Annotated in this window: 24 protein-coding genes; 6 read left to right on the top strand and 18 right to left on the bottom strand. The window is 72.3% G+C overall.

From position 1 onward, the window contains the following. The first annotated feature begins 9 nt into the window (after positions 1-9). A complete protein-coding gene (locus tag ACIBQX_RS02040; protein ID WP_396999591.1) occupies positions 10-768 on the top strand; it encodes a thioesterase family protein in 759 nt (252 codons plus the stop codon). Here ACIBQX_RS02040 and gndA read toward each other — a convergent pair. Together gndA and ACIBQX_RS02030 are read right to left on the bottom strand one after the other, a co-directional pair. Further along, on the bottom strand, positions 765-2,189 hold the full coding sequence (gndA, locus tag ACIBQX_RS02035; protein WP_396999589.1) for an NADP-dependent phosphogluconate dehydrogenase: 1,425 nt from the start codon (positions 2,187-2,189) through the stop codon (positions 765-767). The two genes, ACIBQX_RS02040 and gndA, sit on opposite strands and share 4 nt — an antisense overlap. A gap of 60 nt (positions 2,190-2,249) precedes the next feature. Then, the gene (locus ACIBQX_RS02030; protein ID WP_396999587.1) at positions 2,250-2,942 is read right to left on the bottom strand and encodes an HAD family hydrolase; all 693 of its coding nucleotides are present in this window, start codon (positions 2,940-2,942) and stop codon (positions 2,250-2,252) included. Positions 2,943-2,965: 23 nt separating this feature from the next. Between ACIBQX_RS02030 and ACIBQX_RS02025 the strand changes: the two genes are divergently transcribed. Both ACIBQX_RS02025 and ACIBQX_RS02020 read left to right on the top strand, forming a co-directional pair. Further along, the gene (locus ACIBQX_RS02025) at positions 2,966-3,607 is read left to right on the top strand and encodes an SDR family oxidoreductase (RefSeq protein WP_396999585.1); all 642 of its coding nucleotides are present in this window, start codon (positions 2,966-2,968) and stop codon (positions 3,605-3,607) included. Between the two features lie 97 nt (positions 3,608-3,704). After that, a complete protein-coding gene (locus ACIBQX_RS02020) occupies positions 3,705-6,203 on the top strand; it encodes an ATP-dependent Clp protease ATP-binding subunit (RefSeq protein WP_397001512.1) in 2,499 nt (832 codons plus the stop codon). A 3-nt stretch (positions 6,204-6,206) separates the two neighbouring features. On the opposite strand, the gene ptsP is transcribed toward ACIBQX_RS02020, so the two are convergent. The 8 genes from ptsP to ACIBQX_RS01980 form a co-directional block, all read right to left on the bottom strand. Beyond that, entirely contained in the window at positions 6,207-7,865 is a 1,659-nt protein-coding gene (gene ptsP, locus ACIBQX_RS02015) for a phosphoenolpyruvate--protein phosphotransferase (protein ID WP_396999583.1), read from the bottom strand. Continuing rightward, positions 7,858-8,142, bottom strand: a complete 285-nt coding sequence (locus ACIBQX_RS02010) for an HPr family phosphocarrier protein (RefSeq protein WP_396999581.1) — start codon at positions 8,140-8,142, stop codon at positions 7,858-7,860. The genes ptsP and ACIBQX_RS02010 overlap by 8 nt, the downstream gene beginning before the upstream one ends. Positions 8,143-8,152: 10 nt before the next feature. After that, positions 8,153-9,157 carry a zinc-dependent dehydrogenase gene (locus ACIBQX_RS02005; RefSeq protein WP_396999579.1) on the bottom strand — a complete coding sequence of 335 codons (1,005 nt, stop codon included), beginning with the start codon at positions 9,155-9,157 and terminating at the stop codon, positions 8,153-8,155. Beyond that, positions 9,154-9,582: a PTS sugar transporter subunit IIA gene (locus ACIBQX_RS02000; RefSeq protein ID WP_396999577.1), complete on the bottom strand. Its 429-nt coding sequence runs from the start codon at positions 9,580-9,582 to the stop codon at positions 9,154-9,156. Before ACIBQX_RS02000 ends, ACIBQX_RS02005 begins: the two co-directional genes overlap by 4 nt. Then, on the bottom strand, positions 9,575-9,883 hold the full coding sequence (locus ACIBQX_RS01995; RefSeq protein WP_189139194.1) for a PTS lactose transporter subunit IIB: 309 nt from the start codon (positions 9,881-9,883) through the stop codon (positions 9,575-9,577). The genes ACIBQX_RS02000 and ACIBQX_RS01995 overlap by 8 nt, the downstream gene beginning before the upstream one ends. A 3-nt stretch (positions 9,884-9,886) precedes the next feature. Continuing rightward, positions 9,887-11,107, bottom strand: coding sequence for a PTS transporter subunit EIIC (locus ACIBQX_RS01990; protein ID WP_396999574.1), 1,221 nt, complete (start codon positions 11,105-11,107; stop codon positions 9,887-9,889). 43 nt (positions 11,108-11,150) lie between these two features. Beyond that, positions 11,151-12,194 carry a 1-phosphofructokinase gene (gene pfkB / locus ACIBQX_RS01985; protein WP_396999572.1) on the bottom strand — a complete coding sequence of 348 codons (1,044 nt, stop codon included), beginning with the start codon at positions 12,192-12,194 and terminating at the stop codon, positions 11,151-11,153. A gap of 61 nt (positions 12,195-12,255) precedes the next feature. Further along, complete coding sequence (locus ACIBQX_RS01980; RefSeq protein WP_396999570.1) at positions 12,256-13,017, bottom strand: DeoR/GlpR family DNA-binding transcription regulator; 762 nt, start codon at positions 13,015-13,017, stop codon at positions 12,256-12,258. A gap of 195 nt (positions 13,018-13,212) precedes the next feature. Between ACIBQX_RS01980 and ACIBQX_RS01975 the strand changes: the two genes are divergently transcribed. Beyond that, positions 13,213-14,028, top strand: a complete 816-nt coding sequence (locus tag ACIBQX_RS01975) for a hypothetical protein (protein ID WP_396999568.1) — start codon at positions 13,213-13,215, stop codon at positions 14,026-14,028. Between the two features lie 21 nt (positions 14,029-14,049). Here the strand turns inward: ACIBQX_RS01975 and ACIBQX_RS01970 are convergent, their stop codons facing one another. From ACIBQX_RS01970 to ACIBQX_RS01960, 3 genes are read right to left on the bottom strand one after another with little or no spacing between them, the layout of a single operon-like run. Next, a complete protein-coding gene (locus ACIBQX_RS01970; protein WP_396999566.1) occupies positions 14,050-14,742 on the bottom strand; it encodes a B3/4 domain-containing protein in 693 nt (230 codons plus the stop codon). A 32-nt stretch (positions 14,743-14,774) separates the two neighbouring features. Next, positions 14,775-15,122: an MmcQ/YjbR family DNA-binding protein gene (locus tag ACIBQX_RS01965; RefSeq protein WP_396999564.1), complete on the bottom strand. Its 348-nt coding sequence runs from the start codon at positions 15,120-15,122 to the stop codon at positions 14,775-14,777. 9 nt (positions 15,123-15,131) lie between these two features. Next, complete coding sequence (locus ACIBQX_RS01960; protein WP_396999562.1) at positions 15,132-15,548, bottom strand: CBS domain-containing protein; 417 nt, start codon at positions 15,546-15,548, stop codon at positions 15,132-15,134. A 146-nt stretch (positions 15,549-15,694) separates the two neighbouring features. On the opposite strand from ACIBQX_RS01960, the gene ACIBQX_RS01955 reads away from it, so the two are divergent. Then, on the top strand, positions 15,695-16,489 hold the full coding sequence (locus tag ACIBQX_RS01955; RefSeq protein ID WP_396999560.1) for a class I SAM-dependent methyltransferase: 795 nt from the start codon (positions 15,695-15,697) through the stop codon (positions 16,487-16,489). A gap of 4 nt (positions 16,490-16,493) precedes the next feature. Here ACIBQX_RS01955 and ACIBQX_RS01950 read toward each other — a convergent pair whose 3' ends face one another. Together ACIBQX_RS01950 and ACIBQX_RS01945 are read right to left on the bottom strand one after the other, a co-directional pair. Continuing rightward, the gene (locus ACIBQX_RS01950; RefSeq protein WP_396999558.1) at positions 16,494-17,018 is read right to left on the bottom strand and encodes a hypothetical protein; all 525 of its coding nucleotides are present in this window, start codon (positions 17,016-17,018) and stop codon (positions 16,494-16,496) included. An 11-nt stretch (positions 17,019-17,029) separates the two neighbouring features. Then, entirely contained in the window at positions 17,030-18,010 is a 981-nt protein-coding gene (locus ACIBQX_RS01945; protein WP_396999556.1) for a hypothetical protein, read from the bottom strand. Positions 18,011-18,137: 127 nt separating this feature from the next. Between ACIBQX_RS01945 and ACIBQX_RS01940 the strand changes: the two genes are divergently transcribed. Further along, on the top strand, positions 18,138-19,073 hold the full coding sequence (locus tag ACIBQX_RS01940) for a GNAT family N-acetyltransferase (RefSeq protein ID WP_396999554.1): 936 nt from the start codon (positions 18,138-18,140) through the stop codon (positions 19,071-19,073). Between the two features lies 1 nt (position 19,074). Here ACIBQX_RS01940 and ACIBQX_RS01935 read toward each other — a convergent pair whose 3' ends face one another. The 3 genes from ACIBQX_RS01935 to ACIBQX_RS01925 form a co-directional block, all read right to left on the bottom strand. Continuing rightward, positions 19,075-19,752: a 2-phosphosulfolactate phosphatase gene (locus tag ACIBQX_RS01935; protein WP_396999552.1), complete on the bottom strand. Its 678-nt coding sequence runs from the start codon at positions 19,750-19,752 to the stop codon at positions 19,075-19,077. A 75-nt stretch (positions 19,753-19,827) separates the two neighbouring features. Further along, positions 19,828-20,157 carry a nucleoside triphosphate pyrophosphohydrolase family protein gene (locus tag ACIBQX_RS01930; RefSeq protein ID WP_396999550.1) on the bottom strand — a complete coding sequence of 110 codons (330 nt, stop codon included), beginning with the start codon at positions 20,155-20,157 and terminating at the stop codon, positions 19,828-19,830. A gap of 122 nt (positions 20,158-20,279) precedes the next feature. Beyond that, entirely contained in the window at positions 20,280-21,497 is a 1,218-nt protein-coding gene (locus tag ACIBQX_RS01925) for an MFS transporter (RefSeq protein ID WP_396999548.1), read from the bottom strand. Between the last annotated feature and the right edge of the window lie 23 nt (positions 21,498-21,520).

The raw sequence follows: 21,520 nt of genomic DNA, 5'->3' as shown, positions 1-21,520 counted from the left end.
TCCGATTCTGTGACGTCAGCGTTCTTCACGCGCGGCCCGGCGGGGTTCGTCCCCGCCCCGCACGCCCGCAGCCCCTGGTCCCCCGGCATGCTCCACGGCCGCCTCATCGGCGGGCTCGCCGCCCGCGCCATCGAGGAGGAGTACGGCGACCCGGAGATGCACTTCGCCCGGCTCACCGTCGACCTGTTCCGCAACAGCCCGATGCTGCCGATCACCGTCGAGGTGGACCTGGTCAGGGACGGGCGCCGGATCCGGGTGGCCGACGCCGTGCTCCGCACCGAGCAGGGCGTCATCGGCCGGGCGGGCGCCGTACTGCTCAGGAAGGGCGAGCAGCCCGCCGGCGACCGGCCGGTCACCCCGGCGTGGGGGGAGAGCCCGCCCGACGGGCCGCCACCGGAGCACGCCGGCGGCTGGACGCCGCCGTTCGACCTGTGGCCGCTGTCGGCGTGGAACGGGCCGGGACGCCGGCGGATCTGGACACGGGAGAACCGCCCGCTCGTCGAGGAAGAGGAGCTCTCCCCGTTCGTGCGGGCGGCACTGGCCGCCGACTTCGCCAGCCCGCTCAGCGGCATGGACAGCGGCGGGCTGCAGTTCATCAACGCCGACTACACGCTCAACCTGGCCCGCCTGCCGGAGGGCGAGGTGATCGGCATGGACGCCACCGGTCACCTCAGCGTCGAGGGGGTCGCGGCCGGGCAGTGCACCGTGCACGACGCGGCCGGACCGATCGGCTACTGCCTCGTCACCGCCGTCGCCAACCCGCGCTAGGCCGGCCGCTCGGCGCGGTCGCCCGACCAGTCGGTGTGGAAGACGCCCTCCTTGTCCACCCGGTGGTAGGTGTGCGCGCCGAAGTAGTCGCGCAGCCCCTGCACCAGCGAGGCGGGCAGCCGGTCACGCCGCAGCCCGTCGTAGTAGGCCAGCGCCGAGGAGAAGCCGGGCGTCGGCACCCCGATCCGCACCGCCGTGGTCACCACCCGGCGCCAGGACTCCTGCGCCAGGTTGAGCGCGCCCGCGAACGTCGGGTCCGCCAGCAGCGTCGGCAGGTTCGGGTCGGCGTCGTAGGCGGCGCGGATCCGGTCGAGGAACTTGGCCCGGATGATGCAGCCGCCCCGCCAGATGGTGGCCATCGCGCCCAGGTCCACGTCCCAGCCGTACTCCTTGGACGCGGCCGCCATCTGGTCGAAGCCCTGCGCGTAGGCGACGATCTTGGACGCGTACAGCGCCTGCCGCACGTCCTCGACCAGCTCCTTGGCGCCGTCCCCGGACAGCTCGGGGCCCTCCAGCGACCTGGCGGCCCGCCGCTGCTCCGGGTGGCCGGACAGCGCCCTGGCGAACACCGCCTCGGCGATCCCTGTCACCGGCACGCCCAGCTCCAGCGCGCTCTGCACGGTCCAGCGGCCGGTGCCCTTCTGCTCGGCCTGGTCCACCACGACGTCCACGAACGGCTTGCCGGTCTCGGCGTCGACCTGCTCCAGCACCTCGGCGGTGATCTCGATCAGGTAGGAGCCGAGCTCGCCCTCGTTCCACTGCCTGAACACCTCCGCCAGGTCGGCGGGCGTGACGCCGAGCGCCTGGCGCAGCAGGTCGTACGACTCCGCGATGAGCTGCATGTCGGAGTATTCGATCCCGTTGTGCACCATCTTCACGAAGTGCCCGGCGCCGTCGGGACCCACGTGCACCGCACAGGGCACGCCGTCCACCTGGGCCGAGATCTTCTGCAGGATCGGGCCGAGCGCCTCCCAGGACTCCTTCGACCCGCCCGGCATGATGCTCGGGCCGTTGAGCGCGCCCTCCTCGCCGCCGGAGATGCCGCTGCCGACGAAGTGGATGCCCCGCTCGCGCAGCGCTGCCTCGCGCCGCCGGGTGTCGGCGAAGTGCGCGTTGCCGCCGTCGACGATCATGTCGCCCGGCTCCATCAGGTCCGCGAGCTGGTCGATCACCGCGTCGGTGCCGCCGCCCGCCTTCACCATGATGATCGCCCGCCGTGGCCGCTTCAGCGAGGCGACGAAGTCCGCCAGCTCGCTCGCGGGCACGAACGTCCCCTCGTCGCCGAACTCCCGCACCAGCTCCTGGGTACGGGTCTCCGAGCGGTTGTGCACGGCCACCGCGTAGCCGTTCCTGGCCAGGTTGCGGGCCAGGTTGCGGCCCATCACGGCCAGGCCGGTGACGCCTATGTCTGCCAAGTCCATGTCAGCTCCTCCATGAGGGATACGGATGCTCCAGCCTGATGGTTCGGCCGGATATTCCCATCAGTCGCTCTGCCGGACGCCCAGCTCGTCGAGCCGGTCCAGCATGTCGGCCGGATCGGCGTAGACCCGGAACGCGCCCGCTCGTTCGAGCTCGTCCCGGCCGTAGCCGCCCGACAGCAGCCCGATCCCGAGCGCGCCCGCCCTGCGTGCGGCGAGCAGGTCCCAGATGCTGTCACCCACCACCATGGCATGCGCGGGATCCACCCGCAGGAGGGCGGCGCCGGCGAGGAACAGATCGGGGTCGGGCTTGGCCCGGCGCACCAGGTCGCGGGTCACCATCGGTGCGTCGTCGGGCAGCCCCAGCAGGCCCAGCGCCAGCTTGGCCGTACGCGCGTAACCACTGGTCGCGATCGCCCAGGGCACGCCGCGCGAGGTCAGCTCGCTCAGCAACTCGACCGAGCCGGGCAGCGGCCTGACCGAGTCGGCCTGCTGCTCGTACGCCGTGGCGTGGGCCGACTGCAACTCGTCGATCTGCTGCTGCGTCAGCTTCAGCCCGGTCTCACGCAGCAGCGCGTTGACGAACAGGCCGCCGCTCATGCCGATGCGCCGGTGGATCCGCCACACCGACAGGTCGATGCCCAACCCCGACAGCGCCTGCCGCCAGGCGATCACATGCTGGTAGACGCTGTCGATCAAGGTGCCGTCGAGGTCGAAGAGAAACGCCGGAGTGGGTGCTTCAGGGAAGTCGTACATGGCTCCATGACACCATGGCGACCATGAGGATCATCATCGCGGGCGGGCACGGCAAAATAGGGTTGCGCCTGGCGAAGCTGCTCGGAGCGGGCGCGGTGGGCCTGGTGCGCAACCCCGCGCACCTCGCCGACGTCGAGGCCACCGGGGCCGAGGCCGTGCTCTGCGACCTGGAGAAGGCGAGCCTGGAGGAGGTCACCGAGATCCTGCGCGGCGCCGACGCGGTCGTCTTCGCCGCCGGAGCCGGTCCGGGCAGCGGCGTCGCCCGCAAGGACACCGTCGACCGGGCGGCCTCCGTCCTGCTGGCCGACGCGGCCGAGCGGGCGGGCGTGCGGACCTTCGTGCAGATCTCCGCCATGGGCACGGGCAAGGCGCCGAGCCCCGGGACCGACGCGGTGTGGGCCGCCTACCTCAGGGCCAAGACCGAGGCCGAGGAAGACCTGCGCAGCCGCGACCTGGACTGGACGATCCTGCGGCCTGGCCGGCTCACCGACGAGCCGGGGATCGGGCTGGTGCGGCTGGCGCCCGAGGTGCCGCCGGGCTCGGTGCCGCGCGACGACGTCGCCGCCGTCATCGCCGCGCTGCTCCGGGCCCCGGACACCGGCCGCCGCACCCTGGAGCTCGTCACCGGCGACACCCCCATCAGCGAGCTCGTCGCGACCCAGTGACCCGCCGGTCCCCAGCCTTTACCGTCAGGTGGCCATAGGTTGCGGCATGCCCGGCAACAGGTCCCTGAGGTGGGCGAAAGGGGACGTAGTGTCGAACATGCCATTCGGGTCGTTCTTCGGCAGGGACCCGTTCAAAGGATTCGAAGAGCTGACCGGCCGGGTGTTCGGCGACATGGACGCCTGGCCGCCGGCCAGGCCCAGCGTGCAGCGGGTCGACGTCGGCAAGCTGCTGAGCGCCACGGCCAGGGACGTGCTGTCCGGCGCGCTGGAGCACGCCGGCCGGCGCGGGGCCGAGGACCTGGACGTGCTCGACATCCTCGGCGCGCTGACCGAGGCGGAGCCCACGCGCGAACTGCTGCGCAAGGCGGGCGCGGACGCCGGCCGGCTGCGTGACCGGATCGCCGCGCTCGCCGGGGCGGGCCGGCCCGCCGAGCCGCCGAGCACGCTGTCCCCGGCCGCCAAACGGGCCGTCCTGGACGCCCAGCGCGTCGCCAGAGCCCTGGGGTCCTCCTACATCGGCCCCGAGCACCTGCTGCTCGCCGTCGCCGCCAATCCCGAGTCCCATGCCGGGCGCCTCCTGCAGGAGCAGGGCGTGTCCGCCAACGAGGTGCAGCAGGCCATGCTCGCCGAGCCGTCCGGCCCTGGGCAACCGGCGCCGGACGGCCGGCGATCCGGCGGTGACACACCCTCGCTCGACCAGTACGGCCGGGATCTGACCGAGGAGGCCAGGCAGGGCCGGCTCGATCCGGTCGTCGGCCGCGAGGAGGAGATCGAGCAGTCCATCGAGGTGCTGTCGCGCCGTACCAAGAACAACCCCGTGCTCATCGGCGAGCCCGGCGTCGGCAAGACCGCCATCGTCGAGGGCATCGCCCAGCGCATCGTCAACGGCAGCGTCCCCGACACGCTCAAGGACCGGCGGGTGATCGCCCTCGACCTGACCGGGATGGTGGCGGGCACGAAGTACCGGGGCGAGTTCGAGGAGCGCATCAAGCAGGTCATCGACGAGGTGCGGGCGCACGCCGACGAGACCATCGTGTTCATCGACGAGGTGCACACCCTGGTCGGCGCCGGCTCCGCCGAAGGCGGCATGGACGCCGCCAACATCCTCAAACCCGCCCTGGCCCGGGGCGAGCTGCACGTCATCGCCGCCACCACCATCGACGAATACCGCAAGCACATCGAGAAGGACGCCGCCCTGGAGCGCCGCCTCCAGCCGATCCTGATCGCCGAGCCGACCGTCGAGGAGACGATCGAGATCCTCGCCGGACTGCGGGACGCGTACGAGGCCCACCACCAGGTGCGCATCACCGACGAGGCGCTCGACGCCGCCGCCACCCTGTCCGCCCGCTACATCGCCGACCGGTTCCTGCCGGACAAGGCCATCGACCTGATCGACCAGGCCTCCGCCCGCGTCCGGCTGCGCTCCCGGACACCCGCCGGTGACGTGCGGGAGCTGGAGGAGCGGCTCGACGCGTTGCGCAGGGACAAGGACCAGGCGATCTCCTCCGACGACTTCGACCGGGCCAAGGAGGTCACCGCGATGATCGACAAGGTCAGGCCGGAGCTCGACCGGGCGAAACAGGGCCACCACGAGGTGCCGCAGGTGATGGTGGAGGACATCGCCCACGTCGTCTCCCGCCGCACCGGCATCCCGGTCACCCAGCTCACCCAGCGGGAGCGCGAGCGGCTGATGCGGCTGGAGCAGCTCCTGCACGAGCGGGTCATCGGCCAGGACGACGCGGTCATCGCCATCGCCGAGGCGGTGCGCAGGGCCCGCGCCGGCTTGGGGGACCCGAACCGGCCGATCGGCAGCTTCCTGTTCCTCGGCCCCACGGGCGTCGGCAAGACAGAGCTCGCCAGGGCGCTGGCCGCCGCGCTGTTCGGCGGCGAGGACCACATGGTCCGGATCGACATGAGCGAGTTCCAGGAGCGGCACACCGTCTCCCGGCTCATCGGCGCGCCTCCCGGCTACGTCGGGTACGAGGAGGCAGGGCAGCTCACCGAGGCCGTCCGCCGCCGCCCGCACGGCGTCATCCTGCTCGACGAGGTCGAGAAGGCGCACCCGGACGTGACCAACATCCTGCTGCAGATGCTCGACGCCGGCCGCCTCACCGACGGCCAGGGCCGCACCGTCGACTTCAGCAACGCGATCGTGATCATGACCAGCAACATCGGCGCCCAGCTGATCCTGGACGCGCCCGGCGACGTGCCGCGCGAGCAGCTCATGGACCTGCTGCGCCACTCACTGCGCCCCGAACTGCTCAACCGCATCGACGAGACCATCGTGTTCGAGCGCCTGGGGCGCGAGCAGCTCCGGCAGATCGTGGACCTGCTGCTGGAGAAGACCAGGCAGCGGCTGCGTGGCCAGAACGTGACGCTGGAGGTGACCGACGCGGCCAAGGACCTGCTGGTGGCGCGCGGCCACCAGCCGGAGTTCGGCGCCCGCCCGCTGCGCCGCACCATCCAGCGCGAGCTGGACAACCGGCTCTCCACGATGCTGCTGACCGGAGAGGTCCCCGAGGGCGGCCGGGTGACGGTGGACGTCGAAGGCGATGAGCTCAGCCTGCGCGCCCACCATCCCCAGCCGGTCGGCTGACGATCAGGCGGTGGCCGTACGGGCGCGTTCCCGGCATTCCTCCAGCGTGTGCCGGGCCAGGGCGTCGCGGACGGCGGGGACGCAGACCGGCGCCATGGACAGGCTGGTGACACCGAGCCCGGCCAGCACCGGGGCGAGCACCGGGTCGCCGGCCGCCTCCCCGCACACGCCGACCGGTTTGCCCGCCGCGCGTCCCGCCTCGGCGCAGGCGCCGACGAGCCGCAGCAGGGCGGGCTGCGACGGGTCGAGCAGGTCGGCCAGACCGGGATGCTGGCGGTCCGCCGCGAAGGTGTACTGGCTGAGGTCGTTGGTGCCGATGCTGAGGAAGTCGACCTCCTCCAGCAGCCGGTCCGCCTGCAGCGCGGCGGCGGGGACCTCCACCATCACGCCCACCCGGCCGATGCCCCGGGCGCGGGCGCGCCGGGCGAAGTCGGCGGCCTCGGCCGGGGTGGTGACCATGGGCGCCATCACCCACGCGTCCGCGCCGGTCGCGCGGGCCGCCTCGGCGATCGCGTCGAGCTGGGTGTCCAGCACCTCCGGCAGCACGCGGTCCACGCGCAGGCCCCGGATGCCGAGCGCCGGATTGTGCTCCGGCGGCAGGCCGAGGAACGGCAGCGGCTTGTCCGTGCCCGCGTCCAGGGTGCGCACGACGACCTGCTCGGCCTGCCTGAACACCTCGGTGTAGGCGGCCACCTGCTCCTCGAACGACGGCGCCTGTTTCCGGTCAAGGAAGAGGAACTCCGTCCTGAACAGGCCGACTCCCTCCGCGCCCGGCCGCAGGTCGGCGGCCGAGCCGATGTTGAGCAGCAGCTTGACCGGGTGGCCGTCGGCGGTCCTGCCCGGCCCGCTGGTGGCGGCCAGTCTCGCCCGCTCCCTGCTCTCCTCGTCCAGGATGCGCGCGGCCTCCGCCTCGGTGACGCCGACCGCGATCTCGCCGCTGACGCCGTTCACGGAGATGTACGTACCGTCCGCCAGCTCGGTGATGCCCGCGCACGCGACCACCGCGGGCAGCCCGCGGCCGCGCGCCAGGATCGCGGTGTGGCTGGTCGGGCCGCCCTTCTCCGTCACCAGCGCCAGCACGTCGGCGCCCAGCCCCGCCGTGTCGGCGGGGGAGAGGTCCTCGGCGACCAGCACGTACGGGTGCCCCGGCGCGGGCAGGCCGGGCATCGGCACGCCCAGCGCGCCGGCCACCGCCCGGTGCTTGAGGTCGTCCAGGTCGGCGGCCCGCTCGCCCAGATAACCGCCGAGCGCCGCCAGCGCCTCCCGATGCCGGTTGAACGCCGCGTCCAGCGCGTGCGCGGCGTCGAGCCCGTCCCGCACGCCCTGCTCGGCCTCCTCCCGCAGCATCGGGTCGTCGGCCATCATGGCCAGCGCGTCCAGGATCTCGGCCGCGTCGTCGCCACCGGAGCCGGACGTACGGTCATGCGCGGCGGCGGAGCGGCGCCGCAGGTCGGCGGCCACCGCCTCCAGGGCCTTGCCCACCACCGCGAGCTCCGCCCCGGCGTCGGCCACGGGCCGCGCCGGGGGCAGCACCGGCGGCCCGGCCATCCGCATCAGCGGCCCGGCGGCCCGGCCGGGGCTGACCCCCAGCCCGGTGAAGCCCCCCGGTGCCGCGGGGGCGTCGGCGGGAGTCCCGGGGGCCGGGACCGCCTCGTCAGGCATCGAGGGCCTCTTCCGCGTCCAGGTCGCGGGAGAGCAGCCCGGCCAGCGCCTCCAGCGCCTCCTCGGCGCCCGGCGCGTCCGACTCCAGGGTCACCTCCGTGCCGTGCACCGCGCCCAGCGACAGCACGCCGAGCATGCTGTTGGCCGGAACCGCCTTGCCGTCACCCACCCGGATCCGCACCGGCACCCCCAGCCGCGCGGCCTCCTGAACGAAGAGCTTGGCAGGGCGGGCGTGCAGCCCGCTGGCCGATGCGACGGCCACCGTCCTTGCTGGCATCGGAACCTCCTCAGGGTTCGATCGTGACCTTGATGGCCGCGCCCCGGCTGACGAGATCGATCCCGTCGAGCACCTGGGACAGCGGGAGCCGGTGCGTGATCAGGTCGGCGACCGGCACGGCGCCCTCCGCGATCAGGCGGAGCGCCTCGGCGTTGTGCGCGGGGCTGGAGCCGTTCGCGCCGACGATGGTCAGCTCCCGGTAGTGCACCAGGTTGGAGTCCAGCCTGATGAACGGGTCGTCCTTGGGCAGGCCGCCGAAGAAGCTGATGCGGCCCTGCCTGGCGGCCATCAGCACCGCCTGCTCCTGCGCCGCGCCGGCCGCCGCCGCGGTGATGACCACGTCGGCGCCGCGCCCGCCGGTCAGCTTGAGCACCTGGTCGACCGGGTCGGTGTCGATGGCGGCGTCCGGGCGTACCAGCTCGGCCGCCATCGCCAGTCGTTCGGCGTTGACGTCCACCAGGAACACGCGGGCCGCGCCGCGCGCCCGCGCCAGCCGGACGTGCAGGCAGCCGATCGGGCCGGCGCCCATCACCACCACGTCGTCACCCTGACCCACCCGGGCCAGCGCCTGCCCGTTGAGCACGCAGGCGAGCGGCTCGGCCACCGACGCCTCGGCGAAGCTCACCCCTGCCGGGATCGTGTTGACCCCGTTCACGGCGAGCACCTTGGCCGGGACGATCATGTACTCGGCGAAGCCGCCGTCGTAGTGATAGCCCATCGACTCCTGGTTGGGGCAGACGGTCAGCCGTCCCCTGGCGCACTCGGCGCACGTCCCGCACGGGATCGCGGCGATCACCTGCACCCGTTCGCCGGTGCCGACCACCTCGCCGGCGATCTCGTGCCCCATCACCCGGGGCGGCCGGATGTGGTGGTGCCCGAACTTGAAGATCTTCGCGTCGGTCCCGCAGGTCGAGCAGTTGCGCACCCGGATCTTCAGCTCACCCGGACCCGCCTCGGGCTCCGGGGCGTCCTCCACCCGGATGTCGCCCGGCGCGTGGAATCTGGCGACCTTCACGACGTCAACTCCTTCGTCACCTGATGAACCTCGGTGGCCTCGCGCAGCGTCCGCGCCCTGTCGGGGTCGAGCAGGATCTCCGCCAGCGCGGCCAGCAGCGGCACGTGCCCGTCGTCCTTGGCCGCGATGCCCACGCAGACCGTGACCCGCTCGCCGTCCCAGTCGACCCCGTCGGGAAAGCGCACGACACAGATCGCGTCGCGCCTGACGTCCTCCTTGGAGGCGGCGGTGCCGTGCGGGATGGCCACCCCCTCACCGACATACGTGGAGATGGAACGCTCGCGTTCGAGCATGGCCTCGATGTACGGCTCCGCGACGGCCCCCACGTCGACCAGGGCGCGCCCGCACCGGCGGATGGCCTCCTCCCGGCTGCCCGCGCTCTCGTGCAGCAGCACGCCACGCGGGTCGAGCAGGTCGTCACGCATCTACGGTGCCACCGTTCTTGATCGTGGCGATCAGCTTGGTCACCGCCGGGTCGCCCAGGAAGATCTGGAACGGCACCAGCACCTTGCCGGGAGCGGAGACCCTGGCCCTGGCGGCGAGCCCGGTGTGGCAGAGCACCACGTCGGCGTCGGCGGGGATGTCGTTGACCGGGGTGTGCTCCACGGTGACGCCGGTGGACTTGAGCTGCTTGCGGAGCTGGGTGGCGAGCATCACGCTGCTGCCCATCCCCGCGTCGCAGGCCACGATGATCTTGTGGATGTCCTTGCTGTCGATGCTGGGCATGACTCACGCCTCCTTGGCGATGGTTCGGGGCTGCGACTGCGGCGTTTGCTCCGGCTCCTGAGCCTCGGCGCGGGCGGGCTCGGCCTGCCCGGCCTGCTCAGCGCGCTCGGTGCGCTCGGCGTCCTCGGCCGGCTCCGGCGTGGCGTCGGTCGTCGGGTCGTCGGCCGGGACCTCCTTCTCGCCCCTGCCGAAGCCCATGAGGACCGCGGCGACGATGAAGGTCACGGCCGTGGCGATGAGAATTCCGGCGATCATGCCCAGCCAGCCGCCTCGCGGCGTCACCGCGACGTAGGCGAAGATGCTGCCCGGCGACGGCGTCGCCACCAGGCCCGAGCCGGTGACCATGAAGGTGGCCACGCCGGCCGCGCCGCCCGCGATCATGGCGAGGATGAGACGCGGCTTCATCAGCACGTACGGGAAGTACATCTCGTGGATGCCGCCGAAGAAGTGGATGATCATCGCGGCGGGGGTGCTGGGACGCAGCGCTCGCGGGCCGAAGAACAGGAAGGCCAGCAGCAGACCGAGGCCGGGGCCGGGGTTCGACTCCAGCATGAACATGATCGACTTGCCGCTCTCCGCCGCCTCGGCGACGCCGATCGGGCCGAACACGCCGTGGTTGATGGCGTTGTTCAGGAACAGCACCTTGGCCGGCTCGATCAGCACGGAGACGAACGGGAGCAGGCCGTTGTCGATCAGCCACCCGACCGCGCCGCTGGCCGCCGTGGTGATGCCCTGGACGATCGGGCCGATGGCGAACATGCCCGCGATGGCCATGACGCCGCCGACGATGCCGGCGGTGAAGTTGTCCACCAGCATCTCGAACCCGGACTTGGTCCGCTCCTCAGTGAACTTGTCCACATATTTCATGACCAGGGCCGCGAGGGGGCCGATGATCATGGCGCCGAGGAACATCGGGATGTCGGCGCCCACCACGACGCCCATGACGGCGACGGCGCCGACCACGGCGCCACGCTGCCCGTGCACCATCCGGCCGCCGGTGTAGGCGATGAGGATGGGCAGCAGCATCTTGATGATCGGGTCCACCATCGCGCCCAGCGTGGCGTTCGGCAGCCAGCCGGTGGGGATGAACAGCGCGGTGATCAGGCCCCAGGCGATGAACGCGCCGATGTTCGGCATGATCATGCCGGCCAGATGGCCGCCGATCCGCTGGATCGTGGCCTTGATGCCGGTCCCTTGGACCGGGGGAGTGTAGGTGTCGGCCATTGGACGTGCTCCTTCGGGGGGTGAGCAGACGCTCCTGAAAAGGTCAGCGGGACGCCGGTGGGGGATGGTGATCCGGCTCGCCCAGGCCCGCCCCCGGCGGGCCGAGGGGATTCGGGCCGCTGGGACGCGGGTCGGGCGCCTCCGACCAGACGGCGGAGGTGAGCAGCCGGGCCGGGTCGGGCCTGCCGGTGCGGACCCCGTCACGCCTGATGTCGCCCGGCCCCGGCATCCGGCTGCCCGGCAGGCGGACCGCCGCGGCGCCCCAGGCGAGGGCCTCCACCAGGGCCGCCTCGCCGCGCGCGCCCCCGGCGAGGAACCCGGCCAGCATGGCGTCCCCCGCGCCGACCGAGCTGCGGGGCCCGGTCACCGTGGCCTCGCCGTACCAGATGCCCTGGTCCTCGACCAGGACGGCGCCGTCGGCGCCGAGGCTGGCCAGCACGGTGCGCGCGCCGGTGGCGCGGAGCTTGGCCGCGGCCTCCACCACGTCGCCGACGCACAGGATCGGCCTGCCGGTGACGCCGGCGAGCTCCTCCAGGTTGGGCTTGACCAGGGCGGGGCCCGCGCCGAGCGCGCTGGCCAGCGCCGGGCCGCTGGTGTCGACCGCGACGTGGATGCCCGCGCCGGCGAACCTGCGGCAGAGCCCGGCGTAGACGTCTGCGGGCACCTCGGGCGGCAGGCTGCCCGAGGCCACCACCCAGTCGGCCTCGTGCGCCTCGGCCAGCACGGCGTCGGCGATGGTGTCGAGCTCGCCGGTGGACAGCGCGGTGCCGGGCTCGTTGATCTTGGTGACGGTGCCGTCCGGCTCGGCCAGGGTGACGTTGGACCGGGTCCGGCCCGCCACCGGGACGGTGACCATGTCCAGGCCCTGCTGCCGGAGCAGGTGCACGAGCTGCCGGCCCTCGTCGCCGCCGAACGGCACCACCGCCCGCGAGGCGACCGAGTTGGCCAGCAGGGCACGCGAGACGTTGACGCCCTTGCCGCCGGGGTCCAGCCGGGCGGTGGCGGCGCGGATGACGGCGCCCCTGGTCAGCGAGGCGATCTCGATCGTGCGGTCCAGGCTCGGGTTGAGCGTCAGGGTGAGGATCACGGCCGCCGCCCTCCGGTCCTGGCTCCGTACGAGATCGTCGAAGGAGGGGTCGTCGAAGGGATCATGTCCGCACCACCTCCGGGCCGGCCGCCGACAGGTCGGCGGCCAGGGAGAGGTCCAGCCCGGTGTCGGTGATCACGAGGTCGATCTCGCTCAGCGCCGCGAACTGGGCCAGGTAGGTGTTGGTGAACTTGGTGTGATCGGCGAGCAGCACGCTGCGCTGGGCGGCGCGCACCATCGCCCGCTTGATCGCCGCCTCGGCCGGGTCGGGCGTGGTCAGCCCCTTCTCCGCCGAGCAGCCGTTGGTCGCCATGAACGCCACGTCGACGTGGAGCTGCGCCAGCGGCAGCAACGCCCAGTCGTCCACCGTCGCCAGCGTCCTGCCGCGGACCCTGCCGCCCAGCATGATGACGGTGAGGTTGGCGCGCGCCGCCAGGACGGTGGCCAGCGGCGGCGAGTTCACCACCACGGTGAGCTCGCGGTCGGCGGGCAGCACGCCCACCAGGCGGCCCGTGGTGGTGCCCGCGTCGATGATCACCGACCCGTCCTCGGGCAGCTCCGCGAGCGCCGCCTTGGCGATGCGCTCCTTCTCGGCGGTCAGCACTTCGTCGCGGGTGGCCACAGCGGGCTCGAAGCCGAGCCGCTCCACGGGGATGGCGCCGCCGTGCACCCTGCGCAGCACTCCCGCCCGCTCCAGCGCGGTGAGATCACGGCGGATGGTCTCGGTGGTCACGTCGAGCTCGGCCGCCAGTGACACCACGTCCACGCGGCCCGCTGCACGCGCTCTGCGGAGGATCTCCTGCTGCCGCTCCTCGGCGTACATGATGTTGATTCACCGCCGTTTCCGTTTGGTTTCCTCTGTGTTTAGTACTGTTTCTGTGGTGCGTCAAGACTCTGATAGGTATGTCGGATGCGAATGAAGCCGTGGGCCGCCGTGGCGGCAGCCGTACCCCTCGCAGCAGGCTGCGTCGCGGGCCCCTCAGCGGGCCCAGCGTCCGCGACGACCAGCGCGTCCCCGTTGAGCGCGCCTTCCGCCGACGCCTCTCGTACGGCCGAGCCGCCCCGGGTGCCCGCCGGCACCACTGCTTCGTGGCTCGTCTATGACCGCAAGGCCCGCAAGCTCGTGGCGACCAAGCACGCGCACCGCAGGTTCCGCTCCGCCTCGGTGATCAAGATCTTGATCGCGATCGACTTCCTGGACAAGCGTGCCGCGCTCTCGGCCGCCGACGCCCGGCTGCTCAGGGTCATGCTGCGGGAGAGCGACGACGCCGCCGCGACGGCGTTCTGGAACCGGGGCGGCAAGGGCGCGATCGTCACCAGGACGGCCCGCAAGCTGCGCCTGTCCGACACCGCGCCGCCGCCCGCCACCCACCCGGGGTTCTGGGGCTACGCGTCACTGAGCGCCCACGACATCGTCCGCACCTACCGCTACCTGCTGGACACCGCCGAGCCGCGCGTCCGCGACACCATCCTCGGCCACCTGCGCAAGGCCACCCCGTGCGGCAGCGACGGCTTCGACCAGACCTTCGGCATCCCCCAGGCGGTGCCCGCGCCGCGCGCCGTCAAGCAGGGCTGGTCCGGGTTCGGCACCGTGCCGCCGGTCAAGTGCGACGCCCGCGCCTCGGGCGCGTCGATCTCCACGATCGCGCTGCGATCCGCCGGTTCGGGGATCCCCGACCTCGGACGGCCCGTCCTCTACACGACCGGGCTGGTGGGCAAGGACGAGCGGTACGTCATGGCGCTGCTGACCACCCACCCCGCGGGCAGCACCTGGAGCAGCTCGGTGCGCCGGATCACCACCCTGGCCAAGGGGCTTTACCGCAGCGTCTCCTGAACGCGAAGCCGGCGGCGTGCCTCACCACTCCAGGCGCGGGGAGCGCGGGCTCAGCAGCGCGGTCTCCGGGGCGGCGCCCCAGAGGGCCTTCAGATCGTCGGTGAGAGTGGCCAGCAGGGCGCGGACGTCGTCGGCGGCCGTGGCGTGCAGCGCCTCGGCGACGATCAGGACCGAGCTCGTCGTGTCGCGCACGGCCGACAGGCCGCTCTGCCGGTTGGACCAGCGCCGGGCGTGCGCTCGCCCGGCGGCGTCGGCGAAGATCACCTCGCGGGGCTCCGGATGCTCGATCTGCCCGGCGAAGGTGAGATGCTCCTCCTCGCCCGAGGCGCGCCGGACCTCCAGGAAACCGGTGACCTCCGACAGGTCGAACACGGCCACCGGGATCGCGAACGCCAGCGAGATCGCGTTGCAGACGTCGATCAGCGGATGGATCCGGGGCAGCGTCCCGTCCTTCTTGAAGCGCCGGAGCAGCGATTCGGAGGCGCAGCGGTACTGCGTGGGCTTGAGGCCCATCGCGGCGAAGGTCCGCCGCCAGGCCCGGATCTCCGGCAGCTCCGACTCCGGCCCGCCGGCCAGCCGGGACCTCGCGGTCGCGTGATGGCCGGCGATCCGGGAGCCGGCGGGCGCGTCGCCGGTGATGCCGTCGGCGAGCAGCGCGCCGGCCGCCAGGCCGGGGAAGTCCCGCCAGATGTCGCTGGAATGCTGGAAGTGCATGTGGTCGCTCCGGGCTCGGATGCCTGATCACCCTACCGGGATGCGGCCAGGTAGGCGGCGTAGACCTTCTTCGGCACCACCATCCGCCAGGCCTCCACGACCAGCTCGCGCATCTCCTCCGGGTCCAGGGCGGCCAGCCGCGCCTGCACCCAGTTGAAGCGCAGGTCTGACTCCGGCGGCAGCAGGAACGTGTCCGGCTCGGCGGCGACCAGCGCGGCCCGCTCCTCCTTCGGGAAGGCGAAGCCCATCAGCGTCTCGTCGCGGGAGAACGCGAGGTAGACGATGGCGCCCACGCGGAACTTGACCCGGTCCCGGATCAGGTGCTCCGACGAGCGGGGAAAGGTCGCCGCGAGCCGTCGTACATCGTCGACCGTGACCATGCGGCCAGCCTAACGGTTGCCCTCCGCGGCGGAGATGTCGGCGAGCGCCGAGTTCGGGTCGCGCTCCATGGCCAGGTCGCCCAGGCTGAGGATGCCCACCGGGCGGCCGTCCTCCACGACGGGGAGACGGCGCACGTGGTGGGTGCGCATCAGCTTGACGGCCTGGTCGATGCTGGTGTCGGGGCCGACGGCCTCGACGCTGGCCGAGCACGCCTCCCGTACCGGCGTGTCGGGGCCCTTGTCGTCGGCGACGCACCGCACCGCGATGTCGCGGTCGGTCACGATGCCCTGCAGGCGGCCGTTGTCGTTGACGAGGATCGCGCCGGTGTCGTTGTCGCGCATGAGCGCGGCGGCCACCTTCACCGGCTGGTCGCCCTCGATGGTCGCGGGGTGGGCGGTCATCACATCTGCCACGGTCCTGGCCATGATGTGCCTCCATTCGTCGCTGTCGCTGGAGCCCTCCTGCTACCCGATATTCCGGCCTCTCACATGTCTCTCATGGTGAGACGATATTTCTTGAATGGCGAGACGGTGTTAGCGTGCCGGTACCCGTACGACATGAGGGAGTCTCGATGGACGCCGTCTACACCCATGGCCACCATGAGTCGGTGCTGCGCTCGCACCGGTGGCGCACCGCCGCCAACTCGGCCGCCTACCTGCTGCCGCACCTCCAGCCGGGGATGAGCCTGCTCGACGTGGGCAGCGGGCCGGGCACCATCACCGCCGACCTGGCGCGGCGGGTGGCGCGGGTCACGGCGTCAGAGGTGAGCGAGCAGGCGCTGGCGCTCGCCAGGGCCGAGGTGGAGTCCGCCGGCGTGGGCAACGTCGACTTCGCCGTCGCGGACGTGCACCACCTGGACTTTCCCGACGATTCCTTCGACGTCGTGCACGCCCACCAGGTGCTGCAGCACGTCGGCGACCCCGTACGGGCTCTGCGCGAGATGCGGCGGGTGACCAGGCCGGGCGGGCTGGTCGCGGTGCGTGACAGCGACTACGCCGCGTTCGCCTGGCACCCGGCGCTGCCCGAGCTGGAGGAGTGGATGACGCTCTACCAGCGGCTGGCGCGAGGCAACGGCGGCGAGCCGGACGCCGGGCGGCGGCTGCTGTCGTGGGCCTGCGCCGCCGGTTTCGACGAGGTCACCGCCACCTCGTCCACCTGGTGCTTCGCCACCCCCGAAGACCGGGCCTGGTGGGGCGGCATGTGGGCGGAGCGCATCCTCGCCTCCGCCATGGCGGACCAGGCTCTGGCCACCGGCGCCGCCACCGAGGAGGACCTGCGGCGCATCTCACGGGGATGGCTGGAGTGGGCCGGGGCGGGCGACGGCTGGCTGTCGATCCTGCACGGCGAGATCCTCTGCCGCGCCTGACCGGTCAGAGCCCCAGGGTGGTGGTGCGCTGCCACTGCGGGTCGCGGTAGAGCACCACGTTCGCGGTGGTGTCGAGCAGCTCGTCCGGCGCCGACAGCATCGTGATCTCGCCGTTCTCCTGCATCCGCAGCAGCAGGTCGCGCACTCGGGGGCCGACCGGCAGCCGCCCGCCGGGCAGGCCGAGGCCGTCCCGGACCGTGTCGGCGATCTCCGACAGGTGGAACGGCCCGTCGAAGTCCGCCACCACGCCGCGCACGACGGCCATCGTGATCACCTGCTCGGCCTCGGCGTGCGCGAGCTGCCAGATCATCTGCTCACGGCGGCGGCCGGTGCCGGCGCAGGCCGTGCACTCGCGCGTCACCCCGGGGACCACCTCCTCCTCGACCGTGCCGAGGCAGGCCGAGCACAACTGCTGCTCGGCCGCGTGCAGCTCGGCGGCCATGCGATGCACCAGCCGCGTGCCGCAGGCGCAGGCGTAGCCGTCGCCGAGGATGGTGCTGGTCTGCCGGGTGATCGTGTGCTTCGTCATCGCGCCAGACTCTACCGGCGCGCGTCGGCCAGGCCGTGCAGGCGGCGCAGCGCCTTACGGGCGGCGGCCGAGACGCGGCTGTCGGGATGGTGGTCGATGAACACCCTGAGCACCAGCTCGGTGCCGGGATGGTCGCCCAGCGCGAGCAGCGCGATGGTGCGCGCCTGCTCCTCCGGGTCCTTGCCGTCGGCGAGCGACTCGATGACCTCGCTCGTCTCGCCGCCGAACTCCAGCAGCGCCGCCGCCATGTCCACCAGCACCCAGGCGATGTCCTCCGGCGCCGGGTCGTGGCCCTCGCGGCCCAGCCGGGCGGCGATCACGGCCCCCACCCTGGGCTCGTCCAGCAGCCCGTCGAGCGCCTTGGCGCCGTCCTCGCCGAACCGCGAGGCCAGCAGCTCGACCCCGACCGCCCGGCCCAGCGGGCTCGCCTTGCCCAGCGCCGCCGCGATCTCGGCCGCCGCCTGCGCGGGCTCCCGGCCCTCCAGCCAGCCCGCCAGCTCCTCCTCACGCTCGGCCTGCGGGTAGGAGCGCAGGCCGTGCAGCAGCGCGGCGGCGTCCTGCCCCGCCAGCGAGCCCATGACGGGCACCTCCTGCCCCGCCGCCTCCGCGAGCACCTGCCTGCCGATCCACCGGCCGAGCGGCGTCAGCTCGTACGGGCCCTTGGCCTCCACCAGGCCGAGGCTGGCGAGCACGTCGGGGGAGTCGTCCTCGGTGGGTTCGCTGCCGAGGAACAGGCGGACCACCTCCAGCAGCAGCGCCTCCTCCGGGGCGAGCAGCGCGCGGCAGACCTCCGACCAGGTCCGCAGGGTCAGCTCGGCCGGTCCGTCGCGCAGCGCGGCGGCCATCTCGGCGTTCGCCCGAGGGTCGCCCGCCTCCTCGCGGCGCAGGATCTCGGCCGCCAGAGGGGTGGCGCGGACGGCGTCGGCCAGCTCGTCGTCCGGCGGCAGCCGGAGCGGCGGCTGGAGGGGAAGCATGTCGTTGTAGGTGCCCACGTTCTTATCCTGTCGGAACTCCCGTCACTTTGGGTTAAAGTCGGCGGGGCCCTGAAAAGTCGAGGGAAAGGAGGCGCTGCGATGTCCCGTGGTCTACGGACGCTTCCCGCGTCCTTCTGGAGGAATCGTGCTGTTCCGCTCCACGGTCGAGGCTGACCTCGACCGCCTGCTCCGCTGCACCGTCGACGAGCCCGTCAGCTGGGCGAACCCCGACCGGTTGTGTTCCTTCCTGGCCGACGGCCACTACCGCCACGAGCGCGTCTGGATCGCCGAGCAGGACGGCGAGATCCTGGCCCGCGCCGTCTGGTGGGGCTTCCCCGACGGCGACCGGCCGCTCGCCCTGGACTGCCTGTACGTTCACCCCTCGGTCGAGGACCGCGTGACGCTGGCCGCCGAGCTGCTGCGGCACGGCCACGCCGCCTTCGGCGACGCCCCCGCCTACCACGTGTTCGTGCCGACCGGCTGGCGCGACAACCCCGCCGTCGCCGACGCCGTCGCGTGGCGGTGGGAAGCGGGCCGCCGCGCCGGGCTGACCGACGAGCTCGAACGCCTGCGGTACGCGTGGACGCCGGCCGCGCCGGTGCCCGAGCCGTCAGGCAGGCTGACGTTCACGGCGGAGCCCGACGACGAGGCGTTCGTCGAGGTGTTCCGCCGGGTCGCCGAAGGCAGCCTCGACCATCACACCCGCCTGGCCCTGCTCACCAAGGACGCCGAGACGCAGGCCCGCGAGGACCTCGCCGACTACCTGAGCATGCCGGGAGACAGGTCCTGGTGGCGGCTGGCCCACACCCCGGCCGGCGACCTGGCGGGCTTCGCCCTGCCGTCCGCCAACAACGCCGGGCCCGTCGTCGGCTATCTGGGCGTGCTGCCCGAGCAGCGCGGCCACGGCTACGTCGACGACCTGCTCGGCGAGATCACCCGCTGCCACGCCGAGCGGGGCGCGCAGCGGATCGCCGCCGACACCGACGCCACCAACCTGCCGATGGCCAGGGCGTTCGAACGCGCCGGCTACCGGTTGTTCGCGGTGCGGCTGGTGCTGTCGGCCGATCCCGCGGCCGGCTGAGTCACGGCGTCACGCGCGGACGCAGGACCATGAGCGAGCCTTCCGAGCTCGCCACCATGGCGAAGGGGAACCGGTCGACCTCGAGACAGAGTGCGACGTCATCAGGATGGACTCCTTGGCGCACCCCCTCCGCCAGCTCGGCGGCGGCGCGTGACTCGGCGGCGCGGCGGAGGAACTCGGCGGCATCCGTCCCAGCCTCGGCGACCCGGCGAGCGATGTACTGAGCACACGCCAGATCCTCATCGGCCTGCCCGTCTTCGCCGGTGACCACGAACGTGACACCGTCACCCTCGCGCGTCCGCAAGAGCCGAGCCGTCGCCTCCGCCACCACGAAGCCGGCGCACAGCACCAGCGACGCCTCCTTGACCGCAAGGGCGCCGACCGTCCCTGCCGTGGTCTTCTGCACAACGGTCCGTCCGCCGAGGTCGATGGACCGCAGCAGGCCCGGCGAGTTGACGGCGTCGAACCCGGGCGCGGGCGGACCGTCCTTGACCGCCACCCAATCCGGGTGGCGGGCCTTGAGCGCCAGGGCTTCGTCCAGCGACTCAGCGAGAACGATCTTCTCCGCACCCTGGGCGAAGGCCCAGGCGGCCACGGTGAAAGCACGCATGACGTCGACCACGACCGCCACGGACGGGGTTTCGACCAGCTCAGCGATACCGAGGAAACGAGTGTCCATTCCGGTCATGATGGGGCATACCAGGGCGCGCTGGGTGCCGCACACGTGCTGAGCCGGGGCGACGACGTCGCCATGTCAGCGACCGTCGCCACTGCCGCCGATCACTCCTCGTCGCTGCCGGTCGGCGAGCTTGGCAATATTGAGTTGGGCGACTTCCTCAAGTTCGACATCAAAGTAATCGGCGATCACGGCGATATACCAAAGCGAGTCGCCAAGTTCTTTCTTGAGGTCTTCTACGTCCCACTGAGAGAAGTCGCTATCGTGATCGCGAACGACCTTCTTGGCCTTTTCGGCAATCTCCCCTGTCTCGCCGACGAGTCCGAGGAGCAGATGAAACAGCTCGTTGTGCTTGCTCTTGGGGGCTGCGGTCAGAAGTGCCGCCTGCTGATAATCATTCAAATTCATACGCTCACCCTATCGTGCCGATGCCAGGTGAACCGGTCGCGTCCGTGGGGCGGTAATGGACGGGATCGGACATTTTCGGGATCGCCGACTCGGCGAATCCCCTGAGGTTTTCTCAACGGTGCTCACTTCCGGATCCGGTTGAGGACCAGGAGCGCGAGGCAGCTGATCGCGGCCCCCAGTGCGCACACGGCACTCCAGCCGCCCACGGCATAGAGGGCGGTCGAGGCGATGGCTCCGAAGGCGCTGCCGAGCGAGTAGAAGACCATGTAGCCGCCGATCAGCCGGCTGCCCGCGTCCGGGCGAAGCGCGTAGATCAGGCTCTGGTTGGTGACGTGGACCGCCTGCACGGCGAGGTCGAGGACGATCACGCCGAGCGCCAGTGCCCAGAGCGACTGCCGGGCGAAGGCCAGGGGCAGCCACGAGGCGACGAGCAGGGCCAGGCCGATGCCGGTGGTCCACTGGGAGAGCCCGCGGTCGTTCAGGCGCCCGGCTGCGGTCGCGGCCAGGGCGCCCGCGGCTCCCAGCAGGCCGAAGGCGCCGATCGCCGTGTGGGACAGAGACAGCGGAGGCGCGCTCAGCGGCAGCGCGATGCAGCTCCACAGGGTGCTGAAGGCGGCGAAGATGAGCAGGGCGAGCAGGGCGCGGAGCCGAAGGAGGCGCTCCTGTGCGAACAGGGTGAGCGTGGAGCGCAGGAGCTGTCCGTAGTGCATGGACGGTGCGGCGGTGTCGCGGGGCGGCAGGGCATGGTGCAGGGCCAGGGCGAGCGCGCAGGTGAGGGCCGCCGAGGTGAGGTAGACGGAGCGCCAGCCGGCGACGTCGGCCAGGATGCCGGATACGGTGCGGGCGAGCAGGATGCCGGTGACCACGCCGCTGGTCGCGAGGCCCACGACGCGTCCGCGTCGCGCCGGTGGGGCGAGCGAAGCGGCGAAGGCCACCAGCGTCTGGGTCACCACCGCGAGGAGTCCTACGGCGGCCATGCCCGCGAGCAGGAGTGCCGCGACGGTGGCGGTGCCGACCACCATCAGCGCCGCTGCCAGCAAGAGCAGCTGCACCACGATCAGCCGCCTGCGGTCGAGCAGGTCGCCCAGCGGCACGAGGAAGAAGAGTCCCAGCCCGTAACCCAGTTGGGTGAGGGTGACGACGGCACCGAGTGCCGCCGGGCTGATCGCGAAGTCACGGCCCAGCGTCACCAGGAGGGGCTGCGCGAAGTAGACGTTGGCCACCGCGGTCCCACAGGCGATGGCGAAGAGCAGGGTGACGCCTCTGGGCAGCGCGCGGCTGGGAATCCTCTCCTGCGTGCCCGCGGTCCGCGGTTTCGTGGTCTCGTCGTTGCCGGCCACCAGGCGTCCTCCCAGAGAATGGT

The organism is Nonomuraea sp. NPDC049714 (genome assembly GCF_044465295.1).
Lineage (GTDB): Bacteria > Actinomycetota > Actinomycetes > Streptosporangiales > Streptosporangiaceae > Nonomuraea.
The sequence above is the reverse complement of the archived record's forward strand: the minus strand, read 5'-3'. Positions and strand labels throughout refer to the sequence as shown.

Bases quoted from the DNA above. Each gene is read 5' to 3' on its own strand.
- gndA (WP_396999589.1), bottom strand. From the start codon at position 2,189: ATGGACTTGGCAGACATAGGCGTCACCGGCCTGGCCGTGATGGGCCGC.
- ACIBQX_RS02030 (WP_396999587.1), bottom strand. From the start codon at position 2,942: ATGTACGACTTCCCTGAAGCACCCACTCCGGCGTTTCTCTTCGACCTC.
- ACIBQX_RS02025 (WP_396999585.1), top strand. From the start codon at position 2,966: ATGAGGATCATCATCGCGGGCGGGCACGGCAAAATAGGGTTGCGCCTG.
- ACIBQX_RS02020 (WP_397001512.1), top strand. From the start codon at position 3,705: ATGCCATTCGGGTCGTTCTTCGGCAGGGACCCGTTCAAAGGATTCGAA.
- ptsP (WP_396999583.1), bottom strand. From the start codon at position 7,865: ATGCCTGACGAGGCGGTCCCGGCCCCCGGGACTCCCGCCGACGCCCCC.
- ACIBQX_RS02010 (WP_396999581.1), bottom strand. From the start codon at position 8,142: ATGCCAGCAAGGACGGTGGCCGTCGCATCGGCCAGCGGGCTGCACGCC.
- ACIBQX_RS02000 (WP_396999577.1), bottom strand. From the start codon at position 9,582: ATGCGTGACGACCTGCTCGACCCGCGTGGCGTGCTGCTGCACGAGAGC.
- ACIBQX_RS01995 (WP_189139194.1), bottom strand. From the start codon at position 9,883: ATGCCCAGCATCGACAGCAAGGACATCCACAAGATCATCGTGGCCTGC.
- ACIBQX_RS01990 (WP_396999574.1), bottom strand. From the start codon at position 11,107: ATGGCCGACACCTACACTCCCCCGGTCCAAGGGACCGGCATCAAGGCC.
- ACIBQX_RS01980 (WP_396999570.1), bottom strand. From the start codon at position 13,017: ATGTACGCCGAGGAGCGGCAGCAGGAGATCCTCCGCAGAGCGCGTGCA.
- ACIBQX_RS01970 (WP_396999566.1), bottom strand. From the start codon at position 14,742: ATGCACTTCCAGCATTCCAGCGACATCTGGCGGGACTTCCCCGGCCTG.
- ACIBQX_RS01965 (WP_396999564.1), bottom strand. From the start codon at position 15,122: ATGGTCACGGTCGACGATGTACGACGGCTCGCGGCGACCTTTCCCCGC.
- ACIBQX_RS01960 (WP_396999562.1), bottom strand. From the start codon at position 15,548: ATGGCCAGGACCGTGGCAGATGTGATGACCGCCCACCCCGCGACCATC.
- ACIBQX_RS01955 (WP_396999560.1), top strand. From the start codon at position 15,695: ATGGACGCCGTCTACACCCATGGCCACCATGAGTCGGTGCTGCGCTCG.
- ACIBQX_RS01950 (WP_396999558.1), bottom strand. From the start codon at position 17,018: ATGACGAAGCACACGATCACCCGGCAGACCAGCACCATCCTCGGCGAC.
- ACIBQX_RS01935 (WP_396999552.1), bottom strand. From the start codon at position 19,752: ATGGACACTCGTTTCCTCGGTATCGCTGAGCTGGTCGAAACCCCGTCC.
- ACIBQX_RS01930 (WP_396999550.1), bottom strand. From the start codon at position 20,157: ATGAATTTGAATGATTATCAGCAGGCGGCACTTCTGACCGCAGCCCCC.